We start from the raw sequence: 24829 nt of genomic DNA on the forward strand, positions 1-24829 counted from the left end.
TTGGTGTTACGTGGTGTGGGGTAAAGCTTATTTGATTGAGCATCGACGCCTGAAGTGGCAGGCATTGCCTTTAACCAGCGAGCAAATGCAATATTTGCAACAAGCCATGCCGCTGTATCGGCGTTTACCGCCTGCTTTACAGTTACAGCTTAACGGTCATATTCAAGTGTTTTTGGCTGAAAAAAACTTTGTTGGTGGCAATGGTTTTGCGGTAACCAATGAGATGCGTTTGGTGATTGCGGCTAATGCCAGTTTGTTATTACTTAATCGTCACAGCAATTATTTTATCAATGTTAAAACAGTAGTGATTTATCCGTCGGCATATCGGGTTGCTCAACCAACGAGCGACGGACTAGTCGTGAGTGATAGTCAGCAGGTTCGCTTAGGTGAATCGTGGCCGTGGGGCACTATTGTATTGTCATGGTCTGACAGTTTGGCCGGATCAATCAATGAACAAGACGGTCACAATGTAATTTTGCACGAGTTTGCGCATCAGCTTGATCAGCAAAATGGCGGGGCGACAGGCACCCCTAAGCTTAAAAACAAAAATATGTATAAGCAGTGGCATAGTATTTTTAGTCAGGAATACTTTGAGCTAAAACGTAATATTTGCCATCAACAAGGCGGTATTAATGACGATAGCGTGATCAATGGTTATGGTGCGACCAATGAAGCGGAGTTTTTCGCCGTAGTGACCGAAAGCTTTTTTGAGCGACCACAGGCTTTAAGGCAACAACACAGCGCGCTGTATGAATTACTTTACCGTTATTATCAGGTCGATCCGGTTAGTTGGTTTAAGTAGTAATTAATGAGGTTCGCTATGCACTAGTTAGTTGAGTCTGTGTTTTTATTCTAAATTAATAGCAAGAAATTAAACTTGCGATCAACTTAGTGACGGCACCAAGTTCCCGCTCTCAGTTGCCTCCTTATCAATAGCTGTTAGGAGAAAAATTCAGGGATGAATTTTTAGATTTCCGCGCAGGACGCGCATTGAAATCGGTTCCGTTAAGACAGGTATTTATAAGGAGGTTAGCAACTTATACGGGTCGCCTTTCTTTTGGTTACTTTTCTTTGGCGAAGCAAAGAAAAGTAACTGGTGTGCCGACACTGATATTGAATAGAATATAAGTTACCCAAGCACATCATAAAGGACACAGAGTTACCTTAGAGGCACACTTAGGTAGAACATAAGCAATGAAATTGCTTCCATTAGGATAATATGAAACAACCCATAGTAGGTTACCACCAAGACGAAGAAAATCATTGGGTTGCGCGTTTACAATGTGGCCATAACCAACACGTACGGCATAATCCGCCGTGGATGGTTAGAACTTGGGTCACAACGCCCCAAGGTCGCGACGCTATGCTGGGTCATCGGCTCGAATGTGTAAAATGCAATGCCCACGCTCCACGCGACTGGCCGCTTTAATTTACTCGCGGTGCGACGCTGCTATAGCGTTATAAAAACTGCTGTAAGCAGGTCGATCCAGTATAGAAACGGCCTTTTTGCGCCGTTAGGATCTTGCCGATAGTTATATAACGCTATATGCTGGCCGACTTTATCTCACCGCTTGACCCAATAAGTTGACTAATGACCAAGATATATCACCACCCAGTGCAAATTTATTATGAAGACACCGATCATTCAGGTGTTGTTTATCACCCTAATTTTCTAAAATATTTCGAGCGTGCTCGTGAGCATGTGATCGACAGTGACTTACTCGCGACGTTGTGGAATGAACAGGGACTTGGTTTTGCGGTATATAAGGCCAACATGACTTTTCAAGACGGTGTTGAGTTTGCTGAAATTTGTGACATCCGAACTTCGTTTACCCTAGACGGTAAATACAAGACCTTATGGCGCCAGGAAGTGTGGCGACCAGGTGCAACAAAACCAGCGGTTATCGGCGACATCGAAATGGTTTGTCTAGATAAAGAAAAGCGCTTGCAGCCAATTCCTGACCAAGTACTGGCGAGAATGCTTAGCAAATAAAATTGATTTGGGTCATTTAAAGTTAAAATAATGGCTTTGTGTACTGCGATCAAACAGCTAACAAAGCCCGTTATGGCAGTATCTAGCGATTATTAAGTCATTGTCTGGCTAAAAATCAGACTAAAGTCTTGTTTCGGGTGATTGTCATGGCTTTGAAACCTGTGTATATTAACTCGAATAAATTATAAATAATCCTAACAATTGAAGGGTTATTTAGCGATTTCTTGTATAAGTATTTAAAACTGCTACCTATTTTTGGAACGGACGCTCAAGATAAGGTGGTTTTTTTACATCGGTTGGGGGTACAGTTGTACGCTCGTTGCGGTCAATATTTAGACGTTAATGGAATTAATAAGCCAATAAAACAGTATATTTCAAATAGTAATAACTAATGTGGCCTGTTTTATTGGAATTTTTTTACCTATTGGGCGCACACTTGTAAGCTCAAAGGTATTTTGGTGAGCATTGGGCCGTATTTAGTTACAAAGCACTATAAAATGGGCTGAATTAAAACGGACTGAATTTTTAGGGAATTATGATTAAGTTGTTTAATGAATAAGAATATAGCCAAAGTACGGCACGCGAATGCGACCACGACACCAGAAATGCGCGCCTTCATTCGTGAATCTGAGCTGTCGACGGCGATGCTGGCACGTTTACTTAAAGTTTCAAGTTCGACCATTCATAAATGGCGTCATCGTGACTCTGTTAGTGACGCCTCTCATACCCCTAAAAAACTCAATACCACCTTAAGTCCTGCGCAAGAGTATGTGGTGGTTGAGCTGCGAACCCGCTTGTTGTTATCACTCGATGAATTGCTGATTGTCTGCAAAAAATTTATCAATGGCGGGGTTTCACGTGCTGGGCTGCAGCGTTGTTTAAAGCGCCATGGTATTTCTCGTTTGGCCGATATGCAAGACAGCGGTGCCAGCCTTGATGCCGATTCACAACAGACGCACGCAACTAAACCTATTCAAGTCGCGATTGAAAATACCGAAGATCAACAGGTGATGTTGTCAGAAGTATCACATCAAGCCATGCGCGAAGTGCTCAATCTAACCAACAACCTTGATGACAATGAGGTCGTGCAAGTGAGAGTAACTCAGTTACCTGACTTTGACGACAGCTCAACCAAGCGCCGCCTGCTGGTGGCCAATGATCCGATGTCGAGTTGGGTCTATGTCGATATTTACGACGGTGATGAAAAAGAAGCCGCCAGTCGTTATATGAGTCATGTCCTGACCAAAGCCCCATTTCATATTCGCCGAATTTTGGCGGGTAATTACCACGAATTTTTAAGTCGTTTCCGTTTACTTTCCGATGCTGTCGATAATGACAACAGCGATAAGTATGACGATGGAAATGCAACAGAATCCCCACAGGAGCAATAATAAAATGGCTAAAAAGAACACCCCAGCGGTAGCTAAGACTCTTAAGTCTGATGAGCTTAGCGCCGATGACAAACAATTTAATTCAAGGTTGCAAGAAACACCTATTGCAATCATTGGTATGGCGTCGGTATTTGCTGATGCGAAAAACCTTGATCAATTCTGGGACAATATTGTTGATTCAGTTGACGCAATCATTGATGTTCCTGCCGATCGCTGGGCGATTGACGATCACTACTCAAGTGACAAGCGCGCACCAGACAAGACTTACTGCAAACGTGGTGGTTTCATTCCAGAATTAGACTTTGACCCGATGGAATTTGGTTTGCCGCCAAACATCCTTGAGTTAACCGATATCGCGCAATTATTATCGTTAATTGTTGCCCGTGACGTTTTAGCCGATGCTGGCATTGGCAAAGATTATGATCACGACAAAATTGGTATTACGTTAGGAGTGGGCGGTGGTCAAAAGCAAATATCACCACTAACTTCACGTCTGCAAGGCCCAGTGCTTGAAAAAGTATTAAAAGCGTCAGGCATCGACGAAGCCGATCGCGCGATGATTATCGAAAAATTCAAAAAAGCATACATTGGCTGGGAAGAAAACTCATTCCCAGGCATGCTTGGCAACGTAATTGCTGGTCGTATTGCTAACCGTTTTGACTTTGGTGGCACTAACTGTGTTGTTGACGCCGCGTGTGCTGGTTCATTGGCAGCGATCAAAATGGCGGTTTCAGACTTGCTAGAGTATCGCTCAGAAGTGATGATCTCTGGTGGTGTTTGTTGTGATAACTCACCATTTATGTACATGTCTTTCTCGAAGACTCCGGCGTTTACCACTAACGATGACATTCGTCCGTTCGACGACGATTCAAAGGGCATGTTGGTTGGTGAAGGCATCGGCATGATGGCCTTTAAGCGTCTTGAAGACGCAGAGCGTGATGGCGACAAAATTTATGCTGTGCTTAAAGGCATTGGTACTTCGTCAGACGGTCGTTTCAAATCTATTTATGCGCCTCGTCCAGACGGTCAAGCGAAAGCACTTAAACGTGCCTATGAAGATGCTGGTTTTGCACCAGAAACTTGTGGCTTAATTGAAGGTCACGGTACGGGTACTAAAGCGGGCGATGCTGCCGAATTTGGTGGATTGACCAAGCACTTTGGTGCCGCTAGCGATCAAAAGCAACACATTGCATTAGGTTCAGTTAAATCGCAAATTGGTCATACTAAATCAGCCGCAGGCTCTGCTGGCATGATCAAAGCAGCCTTAGCGTTACATCACAAGGTATTGCCGGCAACTATTCATATTGATAAGCCAAGTGAAGCGCTTGATATTGAAAACAGCCCACTTTATCTTAACAGCGAAAACCGTCCGTGGATGCCACGCGAAGACGGTGCGCCGCGTCGTGCCGGTGTTAGCTCATTCGGTTTTGGTGGTACAAATTTCCATATCGTTTTAGAAGAATACTGCCCAACCCACGAAGGTGCTTACCGCTTAAACTCGGTTAGCCAAACGGTATTAATTACCGGTGCCAATGAGCAAGCAATAGTGAGCGAGCTTAACAGCTGGAAAACTAAATTAGCCGTAGACGCCGATGCTCAGCCATTTGTCTTTAACGCCTTAGTCACGCAATTCCCACTCACAACAGTGGCCACTGAGTTAGCGCGTGTTGGTTTTACCGCCCGTAATGCTGGCGAAGCACTGGCGATGATCGACGCTGCGTTAAAACAGTTTAACGCAAAAACTGGCGCTAGCGATTGGTCGGTACCAACGGGTATTTACTACCGTAGCAATGGTATAGAAGCCAAAGGTAAGGTTGTTGCACTGTTCTCTGGTCAAGGTTCACAATACGTTAATATGGGACGCGAGCTTGCTTGTAACTTCCCAAGCGTAATGGATACGACTAGCGCGATGGATAACGAGTTTGCAGCGGCTAACTTAGGTCACTTATCAGCAATTACTTTCCCTATTCCGGTTTATACCGATGCTGCACGTAAAGCACAAGACGAATTATTGCGTCTGACTCAGCACGCGCAACCAGCAATTGGTACTTTGAGTGTTAGTTTGTTTAAGATTTTTGAACAAGCTGGTTTTAAAGCCGATTTCGTTGCCGGTCATAGCTTTGGTGAATTAACCGCATTGTGGGCTGCTGGCGTATTAAACGACAGCGATTACATGATGCTAGCGCGTAGCCGTGGTCAAGCAATGGCAGCACCAGAAGATGCAGCATTCGATGCTGGCAAAATGGCTGCCGTAGTTGGTGACCCAGCTAAAGTGGCTACTGATATTGCAAACATCAGCGATGTTTCAATTGCTAATTACAATTCAAATAACCAAGTGGTTATTGCTGGCACCAGCAGCCAGATTGAAGTAGCCATCACTGAGCTAACAGCCAAAGGTTATAAAGTGGTACCGCTGCCAGTATCAGCTGCGTTCCACACGCCATTAGTTGGTCATGCGCAAAAGCCATTCGCTAAAGCAATCGACAGCGCTAAGTTTAATGCCCCAACTATTCCAGTGTTCTCAAACAGCACAGGCAAGGCACATTCAACTAAACCAAGCGAGATTAAGAAAAGCTTGAAAAAGCATATTCTTGAGTCAGTGCACTTTAACCAAGAAATTGACAACATCTATGCAGATGGCGGCCGAGTATTTATCGAATTTGGTCCTAAGAATGTGTTAACTAAGTTAGTTGATAACATCTTAAGCGACAAAGACGATGTTGTGGCGATTGCGGTTAACGCTAACCCTAAAAAGCCAAGTGATGTGCAGATGCGTCAAGCAGCATTGCAAATGGCAGTGTTAGGACTTTCACTTGAAAACCTTGATAAGTACGACGCCGTTAAGCGTCCGTTAACAGCGCCAAAAGCGTCTCCAATGTTAATGAAACTTTCAGCAGCATCTTATGTGAGCCCTAAAACCAAAAAAGCATTCGAAGATGCGCTAACTGATGGTTGGACAGTCAAGCAAGCTAAAGCAGTAGCGGTTGAGCCACAAATTAAGATCGTTGAAAAGATTGTTGAAGTAGAAAAGATTGTCGAAGTACAAAAGATTGTTTATGTTCAGGCCGACGGCACGCAAGCGCCAGCAGCGACTGTTTCAAATGGCAATGTATCAAACGACAATGCGTCGAACGGTGATTTAGTTGCGTCAATCGAACGCAGTGTTGGTCAGTTTGTTGAGCATCAACAGCAGCTATTAAACGTGCACGAACAATTTATGCAAGGTCCACAAGACTACGCTAAAACCTTCCAAAACGTATTAGACGCGCAAGCAGGACAAGCATTGCCTGAGAGTCTTGATCGTACTTTAACGATGTACAATCAGTTCCAGTCTGAAACATTGCGAGTTCACGAAACATATTTAAACAACCAAACTGATAGCATGGCCACTTTATTGTCTGGCAATGTTAGCGAGTCAGTGGTTGCTGCGCCGGTTCGAACTATTGCCGCGCCAGTAGCATTTGCTCCAGCGCCTGTTACTCCAACGCCAGTTGCGGTTAATGCACCGGCCGTAGCAGTTGCTCAAGCACCTGTTTTACAAGTGCAGGCACAAGCAGCACCTGTTCAAGCCGTGGCCGCTGCGCCTATGGTTGCACAAGTTGCGAAAGTTGCACCTATTGTTGCGCCTGTTGTCGTTGCTACGCCAGTGGCAGCACCAAGTGTTGATGTTGCGACGATTAACAAGGTGATGTTAGACGTTGTTGCCGACAAAACTGGTTACCCGACTGACATGCTTGAACTAAGCATGGACATGGAAGCAGACTTGGGTATTGATTCAATCAAACGCGTTGAAATTCTAGGTGCGGTGCAAGAAATCATTACTGATTTACCTGAACTAAACCCAGAAGACTTGGCTGAACTACGTACTTTGGGCGAAATCGTTGACTACATGAAGTCGAAAGCGGCAGCCGTAACTAACACCTCAAGTGCCGCCACAGCGCCAGTAGCAAGTGCAGCAGCACCAGCTGTTGACCTTAACCACATTCAAAACGTGATGATGGAAGTAGTAGCCGACAAAACGGGTTACCCAACTGACATGTTAGAACTTGGCATGGACATGGAAGCAGATCTGGGCATTGATTCAATCAAGCGCGTTGAAATTTTAGGTGCCGTTCAAGAAATCATTACTGATTTACCTGAGCTAAACCCAGAAGACTTAGCAGAGCTACGTACGTTAGGCGAAATCGTTGAGTACATGCAAAGCAAAGTGACTGCCGCTCCTGCGTCAGTAGCTGTAGCGAGTGCAGCAGCTGCACCAGCAATCGACCTTAAGCACATTCAAAACGTGATGATGGAAGTTGTTGCCGACAAAACGGGTTACCCAACAGACATGTTAGAACTTGGCATGGACATGGAAGCTGACTTGGGCATTGACTCAATCAAGCGTGTTGAAATTCTAGGTGCCGTTCAAGAAATCATTACTGATTTACCTGAGCTAAACCCAGAAGACTTAGCTGAGCTACGTACTTTGGGCGAAATCGTTGAATACATGCAAAGCAAAGTTACCGCCGCGCCAGTAGCAGCGAGCGCAGTTTCAACTGCTCCAGCTATTGACCTTGGTCATATCCAAACTGTAATGATGGAAGTTGTTGCCGATAAAACGGGTTACCCGGTCGACATGTTAGAACTTGGCATGGACATGGAAGCTGACTTGGGCATTGACTCAATCAAGCGCGTTGAAATTTTAGGGGCCGTTCAAGAAATCATTACCGATTTACCAGAACTAAACCCAGAAGACTTAGCAGAGCTACGTACGTTAGGCGAAATCGTCGAACATATGCAACAGAAGGTGCAGTCAAAAGTAACGCCGACTGATCCAACACCTCCGGGCAGCGCAGCACCAGTGCCAGCAGCTGCACCAGCAATCGATCTTGGCCACATTCAAAAAGTGATGATGGAAGTTGTTGCAGACAAGACAGGTTACCCAGTCGATATGCTAGAACTTGGCATGGACATGGAAGCTGACTTGGGCATTGACTCAATCAAACGCGTTGAAATTCTAGGTGCAGTTCAAGAAATCATTACCGATTTACCTGAACTAAACCCAGAAGATTTGGCAGAGCTACGTACGTTAGGCGAAATCGTAAGCTACATGCAAAGTAAAGTTACTAACACCCCAAGTGCCGCCGCGGCGCCTGCTGCTTCTGCCGCTCCTGCAATTGACTTAGGCCACATCCAAAAAGTGATGATGGAAGTTGTTGCAGACAAGACAGGTTACCCAGTCGATATGCTTGAACTAGGCATGGACATGGAAGCAGACTTGGGCATTGACTCAATCAAGCGCGTTGAAATTCTAGGTGCGGTTCAAGAAATCATTACCGATTTACCTGAACTTAACCCAGAAGATTTAGCTGAACTGCGTACATTGGGCGAAATCGTCAGTTACATGCAAAGCAAGGTTACTGGTACCAGTGGTGCAGTTGCTAATACTTCAGCCAATACCTCAGCAAACGCTGAGGTCAATACTGCGGATGCGACGTTTCAAGTAGCCGACTTTCAACCTGCACCGAGCGCAACAGTAGCGATTGAGCGTTTAAGTTCAGTCACTAAAATTAGCCAAGCGGCGACGGGTGCTAATGCCTTAATCGTTGACGATGGCACCGGCGCTGCAGTTGCACTTAGTGCAACATTGACCAGCGCAGGCTGGAACGTTACTGCGATTAAACCAACTTGGGTTAAAGCAACGTCGAAAAAAGCGTTTGCTAAAGCGGTTAACGTGGTTGAAATTAGCGATGTAGTTGAAGATGAAATCAAAGCCATCATCGCCAATGGCGCGCAGCTAGATGCAGTTATTTACATGCAGCCAGCGAGCACCATTAACAACATCCAATACCCACAAGCGTCAAAGCAGGGTCTAATGTTAGCCTTTATCTTAGCCAAGCTAAGCAAGGTTACTGCAGCGGCTAAAGTTCGTGGTTCATTTGTAGTTGTAACTCGCCAAGGCGGGCAGATTGGCTTCAATAGCACAGATACCTCAGCAGATTTAGTGCAAGGTGGCTTAAACGGTTTAGTTAAAACGCTATCTCACGAATGGGCTGACGTATTATGTCGCGCGGTTGATTTCTCGGCGACAGCAGCTAGCGACAAAGTAGCAAGCTTAGTTAGCGATGAAATGCTTGACGCGAACACCGAGCTTAGTGAAGTGGGCTACGACAGCGAAGGTCGTTTAACCTTAGTGGGTGTTGCAACAGACAGCTACGCATTAACCGCTGGTAACAGCATTAACGCTGACTCGGTATTTTTAGTGAGCGGTGGCGCTAAAGGCGTAACAGCTCATTGTGTTATCCGTATTGCCCAAGAACACAAATCTAAGTTCATCTTGTTAGGTCGCTCTGTTTTCTCAAATGACGAGCCAAGCTGGGCAAAAGGCATTAACGACGAAGCAGCACTTAAAAAAGCGGCGATGCAAGCACTGATTGCTGCTGGTGATAAACCAACACCGGTTAAAGTAATGCAGTTCATTAAGCCAATTTTTGCTAACCGCGAAATTAGCGATACCCTAAACGCTATTAAAGCGGCTGGTGGTCAAGCTGAGTATGTAGCAAGTGATGTAACAGACGCAGCTAGCGTGCAAGCGGCAGTTAGCCCGATTATTGCTAAGTTTGGTTCGGTAACGGGTATTATTCACGGCGCTGGTGTGTTGGCCGACAAGTTTATTGAGCAAAAGACTCTGAGCGATTTTGAAGCGGTTTATAGCACTAAAATTGATGGTTTGTTATCAATGTTAGCCGTGACTGAGCAAAGTGAACTTAAGCACTTAGTGTTGTTCTCGTCAGCGGCTGGTTTCTACGGTAACCCGGGCCAGTCTGACTACTCAATTGCCAACGACATCTTAAACAAAACAGCTTACCGCTTTAAAGCGCTGCACCCTAAAGCACAAGTACTGAGCTTTAACTGGGGTCCTTGGGATGGCGGCATGGTAACACCTGAGCTTAAGCGGATGTTTGCTGCTCGTGGTGTTTACATTATTCCACTAGACGCTGGCGCGCAGTTATTACTGAGCGAGTTAAGTGCGACTGATAACCGTTGTCCACAAATTTTGGTTGGTAACGACCTTTCTAAAGATCAAGACGAGGCAGCTTCTGTAAAAAAGCCACAAGTTAGTCGCTTCTCAACCGGGCTTACTACTGTAAAAGTAGCTAAAAGTCTGCAAGCGACTAACAATGTGTTTTTAGAAGATCATAGCTTTAATGGCAACCAAGTGTTGCCAACAGTGTGTGCCATCGCTTGGATGAGCGATGCCACCACCGCAGTTTATAGTGATTACCAGTACCTTGGTTTTGAAGACTATCAATTGTTTAAAGGGGTGATTTTCGACGGTAGCGAGGCTTGCGATTACAGCATTGACTTGGCGCCGGCAGAGCAATCTGACGAGCAGGGCATCGTTCGCGTTAAAGTGACGATTGCCAGTGTCAATAATGCGGGCAAGCCGGTGTTCCATTACGGTGCGACCTTGTTAATAGCTAAAAGCGGTATGACACCGTTTAAGTTAACCAAGAGCTTACCGACTATTACTGGTCAGGTAACCGCAGATGCAGCGGCGCTGTATGACAATGGCACGTTGTTCCACGGCGCAAGCTTGCAAGGCATTAGCGAAATTGTTAGCTGTGATGAACAAGGCTTGTTATTAGCCTGTCAGGTACCTGAAATTGCGACAGTTAAGCAGGGCGATTTCCCGCTCGGCCAAAACAATATCTTTGCCAACGATCTGGTTTATCAGGCAATGTTGGTGTGGGTACGTAAGCAATATGGTATTGGCAGCTTGCCAACGTCAACAGCAGCTTGGACGGTTTACCGTGAAGTTGCAGCTGATGAAGTGTTCTATCTTGAGCTGAACGTGGTTGAGCATAACTTGGATCAACGCCGCGGCAGCAAAGCGGCTTGTGATATCAAGTTTATTGCGCAGGACATGAGCCTTATCGCCGAGGTTAAATCGGCTCAGGTTCGTGCGAGTAAAAGCTTAAACGCTATGTTTGAAAAGTAAGAGTTTGCAAAGTAAGTGTTTAAAAAACTAACGTTTACAAAGCAAGTGTTAGAAAAGAAGCAATAACAAAACAATCATTTGGCGTCATTAGCTGGTGGCGCTGAATTTTTTTAATCAGTATTAATGCTTAAGCGCTCGACATGGCATGTCGTACCCGAGCCTTTAAGCATTACTATTATAAGAATTGGAATAGAAACTGAATATGACAGAGTTAGCCGTTATCGGCATCGATGCTAAATTTTCCGGCCATGACACGATTGACCGGGTTGAGCGGGCTTTTTATCAGGGCGTAGCAACATTTGATCAACCGCTTAATAGCGATCTTGCCACCTTGTGTCTCGATTCAGTCACGCAATTAGCCGCTAATAACCAGTTGGCGTGTTCGACACTCGCCGTGGTGGTCGTGTTAGAAGGTCAGGATGAAGTTAGCCGCGCTCAATTAAGCCAGCAGTTGGCAAGTCAATGCGCGAGCTGTGATATTTATCCAAGTTTGGCGTTGGCATTAGCCCAAGTAACAGCCCTTGCTGCTAACGGTCAAACCGCGGTTGCTTTGCTTGGGGTTAATCAAGTCGAATTACCATTGGCTGTGCAAATCAATAGTGAGCAACCAGCAAGCGAACACCTTGCCACTATTAGCTTTGATCAAAGCTTTACCGGTTATCAACACAGTGCAGGCATTGCTAGCTTATTGCTGACATCGGCTAATTTCGCTCAAGATCATAACGCCTATATTTATGGCCTAATTAAAGGTTTCGCCACTGGCACTGATGTTAGTGATGTCGCAAGCGCTGCGTTAAGCAATGCTAAAGTGACCGCTGACCAAGTCGGATTGTTAGAAGTATCGGCGTTAGCTACTCTTGCTGGAACTAATGAAGACCGACTCACGAGCGATGAAAGCCGCGGCTTAATCAATGCTTATAAAGGCAACAAACCACTGCACACTGCCATTAGCTGTGCGCGTGGTGTGTTAGGTGAGGGCGCTGGTTTTTCTCAAGTGGCCGGTTTACTAAAAACCGTACTGTCGCTGCATCAGCGTTATATTTCGCCGCTAACAAATTGGCAGCAACCACAGGCGAGTGATTTAACCCGCTGGCAAAATTCGGCGTTTTATTTCCCGGTTGATGCACGCCCATGGTATCCCAATAGCGATGGCAGTGCTCATATCGCCGCTTATAGCTGCCAAGCAGATCTTGCTAAAACCAGCAGCAGTGACAGCTATTGCCATATCATAGTGCAAGAAATTTTATTGGCGCTTACTGACAATGAACTGGCAGCAGGGCAGCGACATGCCGCTAGCGATGTGCGAGCCAATGGTTATTTTGCCGCAGGTGATTTAACCCTCGTGTTAGTGAGTGGTGATAACGAGCAACAGTTACAGCAACAACTAAGCCAACTAGCAGCGAGCGACGTCAGTTTAAAGACCTTAGCGCAGCAGTGCTTCAGCCGCTTTAACAGTGACGCTAAGTACGCCATTTCATTAATTGCCGAGTCGTTAGTTGAGTTAAGCAAAGAGATTACCCAAGCTCAAGCAGGTATCACTAAAGCGATTAGCGATAACAGCGAATGGAAAACCCCTAAAGGCAGTTACTTTAGCGCGACGCCCGCTGGCACAGCTAATGATACGGCTTCTAATGGTGTCGCATTTATGTACCCGGGCATTGGCGCAACTTACGTTGGTTTGGGGCGCGACTTATTTCATTTGTTCCCACAAATTTATCAACCCGTGGCCGATTTAGCACAAGACATTAGCAGCACCTTAAAAGATACCTTGCTTAACCCACGCAGCATTGTCCGTCATAACTTTAAAGAGCTGAAACAGCTCGACCTTGAATTGCGTGGCAACTTGGCCAATATCGCCGAAGCTGGTGTTGGTTTTGCGTGTGTTTTCACCAAGGTATTTGAAGAAGTATTCGAGGTTAAAGCCGACTTTGCCACAGGTTACTCAATGGGCGAAGTGAGCATGTATGCTGCGCTTGGCTGTTGGCAGCAACCGGGGTTAATGAGCGCGCGCTTAGCCAGCTCTAATACCTTTAACCACCAGTTATGTGGTGAATTGCGTACTTTACGTAATCACTGGGATTTGCCCGATGTGCCCAACGGTACTTTTGAGCAAATTTGGGAAACCTACACCATTAAAGCGACCATCGAACAAGTTAACATCGCAACTGTCGACGAGCCGCGGGTTTATTGCACCATTATTAATACCCCAGACAACCTGTTATTAGCGGGTTACCCCGATGATTGCTTGCGGGTTGTTAAGAAACTGGGTGTCCGAGCAATGGCCTTAAACATGGCCAATGCCATTCATAGCGCGCCAGCTTATGACGAATATGATCACATGGTATCGCTTTACACCATGGACGTAACGCCACGCATTAAAACAAAAATGTATTCAAGCTCATGTTATTTGCCGATCCCGCAAATGAGCAAAGCTATTGCCCACAGCATTGCGAAATGTCTGTGCGACGTGGTTGATTTTCCGCGTTTGGTTAATACCATTCACGCCAAGGGCGCGCGGGTATTTATTGAAATGGGGCCGGGGCGCTCGTTATGTGCGTGGGTTGATAAAATTATTAACCATCAGCAAGCCAACAGCGATGCCGCGCCCATCAGTCATGTTTCAGTGCCCGTTAATGCCAAAGGCACCCCCGATGAACTGACTTATATCCGCGCCATCGCCAAGCTAATTAGCCACGGTGTTCGCTTAAATTTAGACAGCTTATTTTATGGCTCAATCCTTGAGCAATCAGGGCAAGCGTCAGCGGGCAATAGCCAAACACAGATTAAAAAGGCTTCAGTCATTTCTTAATGGCTTAAGCTCACTCAAACAAGAGAGTAAATATGGAAAATATTGCAGTAGTAGGCATTGCCAACTTGTTCCCAGGCTCACAAGCCCCAGAACATTTTTGGCAGCAATTGCTCGAGCAACAAGATTGCCGCAGCAAAGCCACCGCCAAGCAAATGGGCGTAGATCCTGCCAAATACACCGGCAAAAAAGGCGACACCGACAAGTTTTATTGTGTCCACGGTGGTTTTATCAGTGATTTTAATTTTGACCCGAGCGGTTTTAAGTTAGGTGGCGATTACCTGTCTGGTTTAGACGACCTCAACCAGTGGGCACTTTATGTGACTAAACAAGCGCTAAGTGATGCAGGTTACTGGGGCAGTGCGGCGCTTGATAATTGTGGCCTTATCTTAGGCAACTTATCTTTCCCGACTAAATCATCTAACCATTTATTTATGCCGCTTTACCACAATGTGGTTGATAATGCGCTTAAGCAGCTATTGCATGGTGATTTTGAGCTGGCTCACTTTACCGAGCACCAAGCGGTTCATCCTGATAATGGATTAGTGGCAGGTTATCCTGCGGCCTTACTGGCACAAGCTGCTGGTTTGGGTGGTTCACACTTCGCGCTCGATGCGGCCTGTGCGTCATCATGTTACAGCGTTAAATTAGCCTGTGATTATTTGCACACTGGTAAGTCTGACATGATGTTAGCGGGTGCTGTTTCGGGCTCTGATCCCATGTTCGTTAACATGGGTTTCTCGATTTTCCAGGCTTACCCTGCCAATAATATTCACGCCCCGTTTGATAAAAACTCACAAGGCCTATTCGCTGGTGAAGGCGCAGGCATGATGGTGTTAAAACGCCAAAGTGACGCGGTACGCGACGGCGATCATATTTATGCCATCATCAAGGGCGGCGCTTTAACCAACGATGGTAAAGGCGAGTTCGTATTAAGCCCTAATACCAAAGGACAGGTATTGGCTTATGAGCGTGCTTATGAAAATGCTGGGGTTAACCCGCAGGACGTTGATTACGTAGAATGTCACGCAACGGGCACACCTAAAGGCGACAACGTTGAGCTGCGCTCAATGGAAACCTTCTTTAGCCGCTCGGGCAATAAGCCATTATTAGGCTCGGTTAAATCAAACCTTGGCCACCTATTAACCGCAGCGGGCATGCCGGGCATGACCAAAGCGATGTTAGCACTCGATAAAGGTGTTATTCCCGCGACCATTAATTTAAATGAGCCACTGCAATCTAAAAACGGTTACTTTACTGGCGCGCAAATGCCAACGACCACCGTGCCTTGGCCAACGACCACTAATCCGGCGAAGCCTCGCACGGCAGGGGTTAGCGTATTTGGTTTTGGTGGTAGTAATGCTCACCTAGTATTGCAACAAGCAACCAATGAACTGCAAAGCCAGTTTGACCAAGCAAAAGCGGCAGAGCCACTAGCCATTATTGGCATGGACGCGCACTTTGGTGGCGCGAGCAACTTAAGCCAGTTTAACCAGCTATTGACCAGCAACGGCAATACCTTCCGAGACTTGCCAAGCAAACGCTGGAAAGGCATTGAAACTGACCAACAGGTGATGGCGTCATTGCAATTACCACATGCGCCTAAGGGTGGCTATGTTGAGCAGTTCGACATTGATTTCTTACGTTTTAAAGTGCCGCCGAATGAACAAGATCGCCTGATCCCGCAGCAACTAATGATGATGAAAGTGGCTGACAATGCCGCGAAAGACGCTGGCCTTAAAGAAGGCAGCAATGTTGCGGTATTAGTCGCCATGGGCATGGAGCTAGAGCTTCACTCGTACCGTGGTCGCGTTAACTTAACTACCCAAATTGAAGACAGCTTGTTGCAGCAAGGCATTAGCTTAACTGACAGCCAGCGCGAAGAATTGACGAGTATTGCTAAAGACGGCGTAGCCTTTGCAGCGCAGCTTAATCAGTACACCAGCTTCATTGGTAATATTATGGCGTCGCGTATTTCGGCGTTATGGGATTTCTCTGGCCCGGCCATTACCGTGTCGGCAGAAGAAAACTCGGTTTATCGCTGTGTTGAACTGGCCGAAAGTTTATTTCAGACCAGCGATGTTGATGCGGTGATTATTGCCAGCGTTGATTTAGCGGGTAGTGTTGAAAACATCACCTTGCGTCAGCACTTTGGCAAAGTAAGCGTCGATGCAGCAACAGCCAGCGATGTGTTAGCCAACAACCAATGGTTAGTCGGCGAAGGTGCAGCAGCAATCGTGGTTAAGCCACAATCGCAAGTGCAAACCAAGCAAATTTACGCAACCATTGACGCGATTAGTTTTGCCCCAGGCAATGACCAACACGCCATTGCGACCGCTGCTAACAAAGCCTTGGCACATGCTAAAGTAACACCAACCCAAATCAGTGCGGTTGAAGCCCATGCCAGTGGTTTTGCGAGCGAAAACAGCGCCGAACAAGCAGCGTTTGCCAAGCTTTATCCAAATGTAGCGATTGGTTCAGTTAAAACCAACATTGGCCATACGTTTAATGCGTCAGGCATCGCCAGCATTATTAAGTCGGCTTTGGCACTTGATTTACAAAACAGTGGTGTCATTGCAATTAACGGCTTAGGTCGTGATAACAGCTGTGCCCATTTAATTGTGAGTGCCAGTGCTCAGCCGCATCAAGCAGCGCCTGCGGCTAATGGTAAGAGCGGCAAAGCGCGACCACAGCTAATTAAAACCATTGAATTAGGCGGTCAGCTAATGGCACCGGCTATTATTAATGCCAGTAGCGACAACCTAAACCAAATTAAACAACAGTTTGTTGGTAAAACCTTAACAGGCGTGAGCAATCCGGTGATGATGAATAATCTAACACCGCAACAAATTGCCAAGCCAGTGGTGCTTTTGCCAGCAACAGAACAAAAAACATCTGCCAATATTTCTGTTCAAACTTCTTTCAAAAAACAAGCGCCCGTACCTCAGGTATCAGTACCGAGCGCTGTTGGAGTAACCGTGAAAAAACAATCTATTAAAGCTACTGCGAGCAAAGAGATAGTACAAAGTGCTGCAACTCATCAAGCATTTTTGCAAACTCGCCAAGCTGCCCAACAGCAGTTATCACAGTTGGTTGAATTGCAAGCCAAGGTCAGTGCTGGCCTGCCAGCTTATGCACCAACCGCATATACTGCACCAGTATCAGCAAAACCAGCCTTAACTATTGTGCCAACAGAGCCAGTAGCTAGCGCTAGCATGACCAGTGTCGAAGCAAACGCGCAAGCGGCTGCAAGCCAAGCTGGTTTCCAAATTAAAGGCCCAGTGGGTTATAATTACCCACCGTTGCAATTAAAAGAGCAATACAACCAGCCTGACAATGTTATTTATGATTATGACGACTTGGTTGAATTTGCCGAAGGCGATATCGGCAAGGTATTTGGCGCGCAATACAATATTATCGACGGCTACTCACGCCGCGTGCGTTTGCCAACCACCGATTACTTGCTGGTAACCCGTGTAACAGAGCTTGACGCGACAGTTAATGAATACAAAAAGTCGTACATGTGTACCGAATATGACATTCCAGTTGATGCACCGTTTTTAATCGACGGTCAAATTCCGTGGTCAGTTGCGGTTGAATCAGGCCAGTGTGACTTAATGTTGATTTCGTACATCGGCATCGATTTTCAAGCCAAAGGTGAGCGCGTTTATCGTTTACTCGATTGTGAATTAACCTTCCTTGAAGAAATGGCGTTTGGCGGCGAAACCCTACGTTACGAAATTCATATTGACTCTTATGCCCGTAATGGCGAACAACTGTTGTTCTTCTTCCACTACGACTGTTACGTTGGCGACAAGAAAGTACTGATCATGCGTAATGGTTGTGCTGGTTTCTTTACCGACGAAGAACTAAAAGATGGCAAGGGCGTTATCCATAACGACAAAGACAAAAAAGAATTTAGCGACGCGGTTAAAAGCTCGTTCACGCCACTATTAACGCGAGCTGCTAGCGACATTAAAGCAACTTACGATTATAGCGACATGATGAAGCTGGTTAATGGCGATGTTGCAGGCTGTTTCGGTAAAAACTATGATCAAGGCGGTCGTAATCCATCATTAAAGTTCAGTTCAGAAAAGTTCTTAATGATTGAGCGTATTACCAAAATTGATCCAACGGGCGGTCATTGGGGACTTGGTCTGATTGAAGGTCAGAAAGATCTCGACCCTGAGCATTGGTATTTCCCTTGTCACTTTAAGGGTGACCAAGTAATGGCTGGTTCGTTAATGTCGGAAGGCTGTGGCCAAATGGCGATGTTCTTTATGTTGCTATTAGGCATGCACGCCAACGTTAACAACGCACGTTTCCAACCATTGCCGGGTCAGTCACAAACGGTACGTTGTCGCGGCCAGGTTCAGCCACAATACAATACCTTGACCTACCGGATGGAAGTGACCGAAATGGGCATGCATCCTTATCCGTACATGAAAGCCAACATCGATATTATGCTTGATGGCAAAACGGTTGTTGATTTCAAAAACTTGTGTGTAATGATCACCGAACAAGACGAGAACTCGCCTTATCCGGTAACGCTGCCACAAAACGTGTTGGCTAATATTGCCAATACTAAGCCTGTAACTGCTGTGCCTGTAACTGCAGTACCTGTTGTTGCTAGTGTTGCTGAAGTTAGTTCAGAATTAGACGAGCGCGGCGTTAACCCGTTCAAACATCCTGAGCGTCCGCTAATGCGCGTGATGACCGATTTCAATTCACCAAAAGAGAAAGGCGTAACGCCAATTCTTCACTTTGAAGCGCCAATAGTCGCTGGGCAAAACCGTGTGCCAAACACCGCACCGTTTACGCCGTGGCACATGTTTGAATTTGCGACTGGCAATATCTCAAACTGTTTTGGTCCTGATTTTGATGTTTACAAAGGCCGCATCCCACCGCGCACACCTTGTGGTGATTTACAGGTTGTTACTCAAGTAGTTGAAGTGAAAGGCAACCGCCTTGAACTTGGCAAAGAGTCGAGCTGTATTGCCGAATATTACGTGCCGGAAGATGCATGGTATTTCACTAAAAACAGCCACGACAATTGGATGCCATATTCCCTAATCATGGAAATAGCCTTACAACCAAACGGCTTTATCTCTGGTTACATGGGCACCACGTTAAAGTACCCTGAAAAAGACCTGTTTTTCCGTAACCTTGATGGTAGCGGCACCTTGCTAAAGCAAATTGATTTACGTGGCAAAACCATCGTTAATAAATCAGTGCTAGTGAGCACAGCCATTGCTGGTGGCGCGATTATTCAAAGCTTTACTTTCGATATGTTCGTTAAAGGTGAAAGTGGTGACGATGAAAAGTTCTACACCGGTAAAGCCGTATTTGGTTACTTTAGTGCCGAATCACTAACCAACCAGTTAGGCATGGACAAAGGCCAGACCAAACAGCCGTGGTTTGTTGATAACAACACCCCGAAATCAGACATCGAAGTATTCGACTTAACCAACCAAGCGCTACCGTTCTTTAAAGCCGCAGCGAACAAGCCACACTACAAGCTGGCTGGTGGTCAAATGAACTTTGTGGATACCGTGTCAGTTGTTGAAGGCGGTGGTAAAGCCGGTGTTGCTTACATCTTAGGTGAGCGCACCATTGATGCAACGGATTGGTTCTTCCGTTACCACTTCCATCAAGATCCGGTAATGCCTGGTTCATTGGGTGTCGAAGCGATTATTGAATTAATGCAAACCTACGCACTTAAAAACGACTTGGGCGCGCAGTTCACTAACCCACGTTTTATTGCGCCATTAACCAAGGTTGACTGGAAATACCGTGGTCAAATTACCCCGGTTAATAAGCAAATGTCACTTGATGTTCATATTACTGAAATTGTGACTGAAAGTGGGGAAGTGCGCTTAATCGGCGATGCTAACCTGTCAAAAGATGGGCTACGAATTTACGAAGTGAAAAACATCGTACTTAGCATTATTGAAGCTTAAGATACCTTTCATTGTTTGCACACCGAAACTTCAATGATTTTGAGTATTAGTCAACCAATACAATTCCGCCACAGGTACATACTGGGGCGGCGAACAAGGAACAAAAATGTCGAACTTAAGTTTTTCAACCAATAACAGCATCGATTGGGGCTGGAAAGTCAGTGATAGCGCCGTTAACACTGACGACTTAGCACTTAAAGCTGCACTGATGAATTTAGAGCAGCCAATGTATGTGGCTAAAAAAGGCAACGACTTTGGCATCGCTAACGCGACTGCAGCAACGGGCGCGACCGATGTATTAGCCTTTGCTCAAAAGCTAACCGCTGATGATTTAGGCGACGACGCCTACAAAAAACAACACGGCGTAAAGTACGCTTACCATGGCGGCGCAATGGCTAATGGCATTGCGTCAGTTGAGCTGGTTGTTGCCCTTGGTAAAGCGGGTTTATTGTGTTCGTTTGGCGCCGCAGGTTTAGTACCTGACGCGGTTGAAGACGCGATTAAACGCATTCAAGCCGAACTGCCAAACGGCCCATACGCGGTTAACCTTATTCACGCACCCGCAGAAGAAGCACTAGAGCGCGGCGCGGTTGAACGTTTCCTAAAGCTTGGGGTTAAAACGGTTGAAGCATCTGCTTATTTAGGCCTAACTGAACATATCGTGTGGTATCGTTTAGCGGGTTTATCTAAGAACAGTGATGGCACAGTAAACATTGGCAACAAGGTAATCGCCAAGGTTTCTCGTACCGAAGTAGGGCGTCGTTTCATGGAGCCTGCGCCACAAAAATTGATCGACAAGTTACTGGCCCAAAACAAAATCACCCCAGAGCAAGCCGAGTTATCAAAATTAGTGCCAATGGCCGACGATATTACCGCTGAAGCCGATTCTGGTGGTCATACCGATAACCGTCCATTTTTAACCTTGCTACCAACCATCATTGGTTTGCGTGACGAAGTTCAAGCGAAATACAACTTCTCGCCAGCCTTACGTGTTGGTGCTGGTGGTGGTATTGGTACGCCTGAAGCGGCACTCGCCGCATTTAACATGGGCGCTGCCTACATTGTGCTTGGCTCAGTTAACCAAGCCTGTGTTGAAGCGGGTGCGTCACAATATACCCGTGAATTATTGTCAAAAGTTGAAATGGCCGATGTTACCATGGCACCAGCGGCTGACATGTTCGAAATGGGCGTAAAATTACAAGTGGTTAAACGTGGTTCAATGTTCGCAATGCGCGCTAAGAAACTGTACGACTTGTATATCAACTATGACTCAATTGAAGCTATTCCAAGTGATGAGCGTTTAAAGATTGAAAAGCAAATTTTCCGCGCCAACCTAGACGATGTTTGGGCCGGTACTGAAGCGTTTTTCCAAGAGCGCGATCCAGACATGCTAGCGCGCGCGCAAAGCAGCCCTAAGCGTAAAATGGCACTAATCTTCCGTTGGTATCTTGGTTTGTCTTCACGTTGGTCTAACACCGGTGAAAAAGGCCGTGAAATGGATTACCAAATTTGGGCAGGTCCTAGTCTTGGCGCATTCAACAGCTGGGTTAAAGGTACTTACCTTGAAGACTTCACCAAACGTGGCGCGGTCGACGTTGCCCTGCACATGCTTAAAGGCGCCGCTTACTTGCAGCGTGTTAATCAGCTAAAACTGCAAGGTGTTAGCTTAAGCACTGAACTAGCGAGCTATCGCACCACTGATTAAGTTTGGTTTAAATTGATAGTTAGTGATAAAGCGCCTTAGGGCGCTTTTTTTATGCCTACTCCTTTGTATTCATTTGCTAAAACTTGGTTAAATATTTTGTGTCAGCCTGTCTAGTGGGCTGATTGTGCCCGCGAATTGGCTGCCACAAACATGGGCATTACTATCTAACTAACAGGTATTCGGTCGTTCGAATGTCGCTGTGGCCGAGTAACGTCTGCACTGTTCTGATGTCAGAGCCATTTTGTAATAGGGTGGTGGCAAAACTGTGCCTGAACGTATGGGCAGATACTTTTTTAGCCACATTGGTTTTCAACAATGCGATTCGTAACTGCCTTGAAAACGCCGAATCGTGAACATGATGGCGACAAATATAGCCATCTACGGGGTGCTGACACTTCGTAGTTGACGGAAAAAGGTACTGCCAAGTAAAGTCTTTCATCGCATTTTTGTATTTACGCACTAATGATGCTGGTACAGATGTTAAGCCATAGCCTTCGGCTAAGTCTTTGTGATGAATCTCCCTAGACTTTTCAATTTGCGCCGAGATTGACCCGATTAAGCCACTCGGTAATATTGACACACGGTCTTTATTGCCTTTGCCTCTAAAAACAAAAATGGTGTTATTGCTAAAGTCTATATCCTTGACACGCAGCCGCAGTGCTTCATTGAGCCTTAGACCTGAGCCATACAATATACAGGCAATTAATTTGTATGGATTGGACAGGTGAGAAATAATTTCGCCCGCTTCGGGTGGTGACAATACAGCAGGGATATTTTTAGGCTTTTTGGCATAGGAAAAAGATAACCCAATAATTTCTCTTTTAATCACAAATCGATACATAAAAATGACCGCACATAAGGCTAGATTTTGAGTGGCCGCCGACACATTTCGATTAACAGCTAAATGTGTTAAAAATCGGTCGATTTCAGCAGCACCCATCTGCTCAGGATGTCGTTTGTCGTTAAATAGAATGAAAGCTTTGACCCAGTAAATGTAACTTTTTTCAGTTCGTAGGCTATACCTTTTCGTTCTAATGACATCTCTAATTTCGTTTAAAAATTTGCTCATGACACACACCTACACTTAGCTGGTTATTTGTACAGGTATAATAGACGATCGCATATTTAGCAAACTTTTCGGTATTATCGTGCACGAATAATTCGCGATAATCCCAAAGATAATTTTTATATTATTGAAAATAATAAATTTAATATTTCTTTACCGTATTTATCGCGAACAGCATGCTCAATAAACCCGCCCGCAATTTCTCCACCGCACTATTTTTAACTTTTGTTGGCTATGTTATTTTAAGTCATTGTAATAACGTTGCTTTAGGTTTAGAGTTTGTTTCAAATTAATGTTCGGATTTCGGGATTATCGCGAATGACGGATAATATACTGTTAGGCTTTCTGCTCCTAGCTTAACTCTATCTATAATTGGAGCTATTACTCTTTAAAAGGAATAAAAATGAAAAAATGGTATGCATCTCTTAAAAAGAATCAAAAAATATTCATGTTTCTGGTCTCTATTGCTTGTATTTTAATTTATGGAGCTGGATTGGTGCCTTTGGCAATCTTAATTTACTTGCAGCTTGGGCAAGATTAAATATCAAAAGCCTAGCGAGTGCTTAAACTAAAAATCGCAGTTTTAAACTCCCCCCAATTTGGAGAAATGTATTTTGAAAGAAATAATGAGCTACAAAAATTTCTGTGAAGAGAAAGGTTTGGTTCTATCTTCTAAAAAATCTCAAACAGAGTATCAGCGTTATACTAATGAGTGCGATATTGAAAATCGTCCATATTTCGATGACATATATAGACAGGCTCAAGAAATTAAAAGTGCCAATAAAAAATAGATTTTACTTTTTTAAAGTGACTGGGTGTACAAGTTTGTTTCGGGTTTACTAAGTTGAAATTAAAGCCTAACAACACGCCCTGAGGTGGACCGCAACCTCTAAAATCAGTATTCAGCAGCAAATTTCAACAACGGGGAGCCTCGTTTTTTCAGGGCTTCCAGATACCTTGTTTCATCATAGGGCGTTCTCGTTTTCCAGCACTTAAATGCTATCCTAATCCACTTAAATGCGAGTGACCTGATGATGGTATTATGAGGTTTACCTCTGCTTTCTTGTTGCTTGTAATATGCTTTAGCCCAAAATGAATAGCGCACTGACAAGCCTGCCCATTCGACAAAGGTTTGCCGGATAAACTTAGAACAAGAGTAACGCCAATGTATCCATTCTTTTTTGCCGCTACGCTCTGTTACGGGGGCAATACCTGCATATTTCTGTATTTCACTAGCATGCTCAAATCGACTTCGATGCGAACCGAAAGCAACTAACAACCGTGGTGCTAATTGTGGCCCTGCGCCAGGGAAACTGCTAAATATATCCCGGTCAGCTTGCTGTTTATATATTCCTTTTATTTCGATATCGAAGCGCTCAATAGATTCAATGAGCTGCTTAAATTGGACAATGAAGCACTCTATGAGCAGCTTGTTTGGTTTAATAACCGCTTGGTCATCCGTTTGCGTAATAACATGAAGAAGATCACCCAATAACATTCATCGAGATCGCTTTTTTTATGTTCTGTAGAACCTCGTTAAATTTAGCTTGAGTGATCTCCATCAGTCAAGTTTTTGATTATTTTCCTCATCGATTCCCCTTCTAATTCTATTTTTATTGAGCCGTGAACGAGTCGATCCAAAATCGCATCAGCATGCGTAGATTCTCCGATCATTTCGTACCAATGTTCTTGCGGTAATTGGCTCGCGATTAGCGTTGATTTAGTGTCATATCTAGCATCGATTAATTCCAATAAATCACTGCGTTGTTGAACAGTTAATGGCTCTAGTCCCCAATCATCCAAGATCAGTAAATTGGCATTCGTTAGCTTGGTGATAAATTTACGGTAAGTGCCATCGGCCTGGGATAAGTACATTTTTTCCAGTAGCTCCTTTAATCTAAAATAGAAAACACTAAAGCCTTGT

12 protein-coding genes and 1 pseudogene are annotated in these 24829 nt (G+C 45.2%); 10 read left to right on the plus strand and 3 right to left on the minus strand.

All coding sequences use genetic code 11. The annotated features are described in order from the left end of the window. Positions 1–85 precede the first annotated feature (85 nt). The 8 genes from HRU23_12375 (at position 86) to HRU23_12410 (ending at position 21839) form a co-directional block, all read left to right on the plus strand. Positions 86–802 (plus strand): zinc-dependent peptidase, encoded by a 717-nt coding sequence (locus HRU23_12375; protein NRA54933.1) that lies wholly within the window; start codon positions 86–88, stop codon positions 800–802. Positions 803–1219: 417 nt separating this feature from the next. Further along, positions 1220–1429 carry a DUF3565 domain-containing protein gene (locus HRU23_12380; GenBank protein NRA54934.1) on the plus strand — a complete coding sequence of 70 codons (210 nt, stop codon included), beginning with the start codon at positions 1220–1222 and terminating at the stop codon, positions 1427–1429. 162 nt (positions 1430–1591) lie between these two features. Beyond that, positions 1592–1993 (plus strand): thioesterase, encoded by a 402-nt coding sequence (locus HRU23_12385; GenBank protein NRA54935.1) that lies wholly within the window; start codon positions 1592–1594, stop codon positions 1991–1993. Positions 1994–2544: 551 nt separating this feature from the next. Further along, positions 2545–3384, plus strand: coding sequence for a helix-turn-helix domain-containing protein (locus HRU23_12390; protein NRA54936.1), 840 nt, complete (start codon positions 2545–2547; stop codon positions 3382–3384). Positions 3385–3388: 4 nt separating this feature from the next. After that, on the plus strand, positions 3389–11368 hold the full coding sequence (locus tag HRU23_12395) for an SDR family NAD(P)-dependent oxidoreductase (GenBank protein ID NRA54937.1): 7980 nt from the start codon (positions 3389–3391) through the stop codon (positions 11366–11368). Between the two features lie 202 nt (positions 11369–11570). Continuing rightward, the gene (locus HRU23_12400; protein NRA54938.1) at positions 11571–14177 is read left to right on the plus strand and encodes a PfaB family protein; all 2607 of its coding nucleotides are present in this window, start codon (positions 11571–11573) and stop codon (positions 14175–14177) included. 32 nt (positions 14178–14209) lie between these two features. Beyond that, positions 14210–20134, plus strand: a complete 5925-nt coding sequence (locus HRU23_12405) for a 3-hydroxyacyl-[acyl-carrier-protein] dehydratase FabA (protein NRA54939.1) — start codon at positions 14210–14212, stop codon at positions 20132–20134. 106 nt (positions 20135–20240) lie between these two features. After that, positions 20241–21839 (plus strand): PfaD family polyunsaturated fatty acid/polyketide biosynthesis protein, encoded by a 1599-nt coding sequence (locus tag HRU23_12410; GenBank protein NRA54940.1) that lies wholly within the window; start codon positions 20241–20243, stop codon positions 21837–21839. Positions 21840–21999: 160 nt separating this feature from the next. On the opposite strand, the gene HRU23_12415 is transcribed toward HRU23_12410, so the two are convergent. Next, complete coding sequence (locus tag HRU23_12415; protein NRA54941.1) at positions 22000–22908, minus strand: integron integrase; 909 nt, start codon at positions 22906–22908, stop codon at positions 22000–22002. Positions 22909–23308: 400 nt separating this feature from the next. Between HRU23_12415 and HRU23_12420 the strand changes: the two genes are divergently transcribed. Continuing rightward, positions 23309–23446 (plus strand): hypothetical protein, encoded by a 138-nt coding sequence (locus tag HRU23_12420; GenBank protein NRA54942.1) that lies wholly within the window; start codon positions 23309–23311, stop codon positions 23444–23446. A 73-nt stretch (positions 23447–23519) separates the two neighbouring features. Beyond that, complete coding sequence (locus HRU23_12425; GenBank protein ID NRA54943.1) at positions 23520–23696, plus strand: hypothetical protein; 177 nt, start codon at positions 23520–23522, stop codon at positions 23694–23696. A 104-nt stretch (positions 23697–23800) separates the two neighbouring features. Here the strand turns inward: HRU23_12425 and HRU23_12430 are convergent. Both HRU23_12430 and HRU23_12435 read right to left on the minus strand, forming a co-directional pair. Then, positions 23801–24367, minus strand: a pseudogene (locus HRU23_12430) (IS110 family transposase). Between the two features lie 80 nt (positions 24368–24447). Next, on the minus strand, positions 24448–24829 hold a 382-nt coding region (locus HRU23_12435; GenBank protein NRA54944.1), incomplete at its 5' end, for an ATP-binding protein.

This window comes from Gammaproteobacteria bacterium (assembly GCA_013214945.1).
Taxonomy (GTDB): Bacteria; Pseudomonadota; Gammaproteobacteria; order Enterobacterales; family Psychrobiaceae; genus Psychrobium.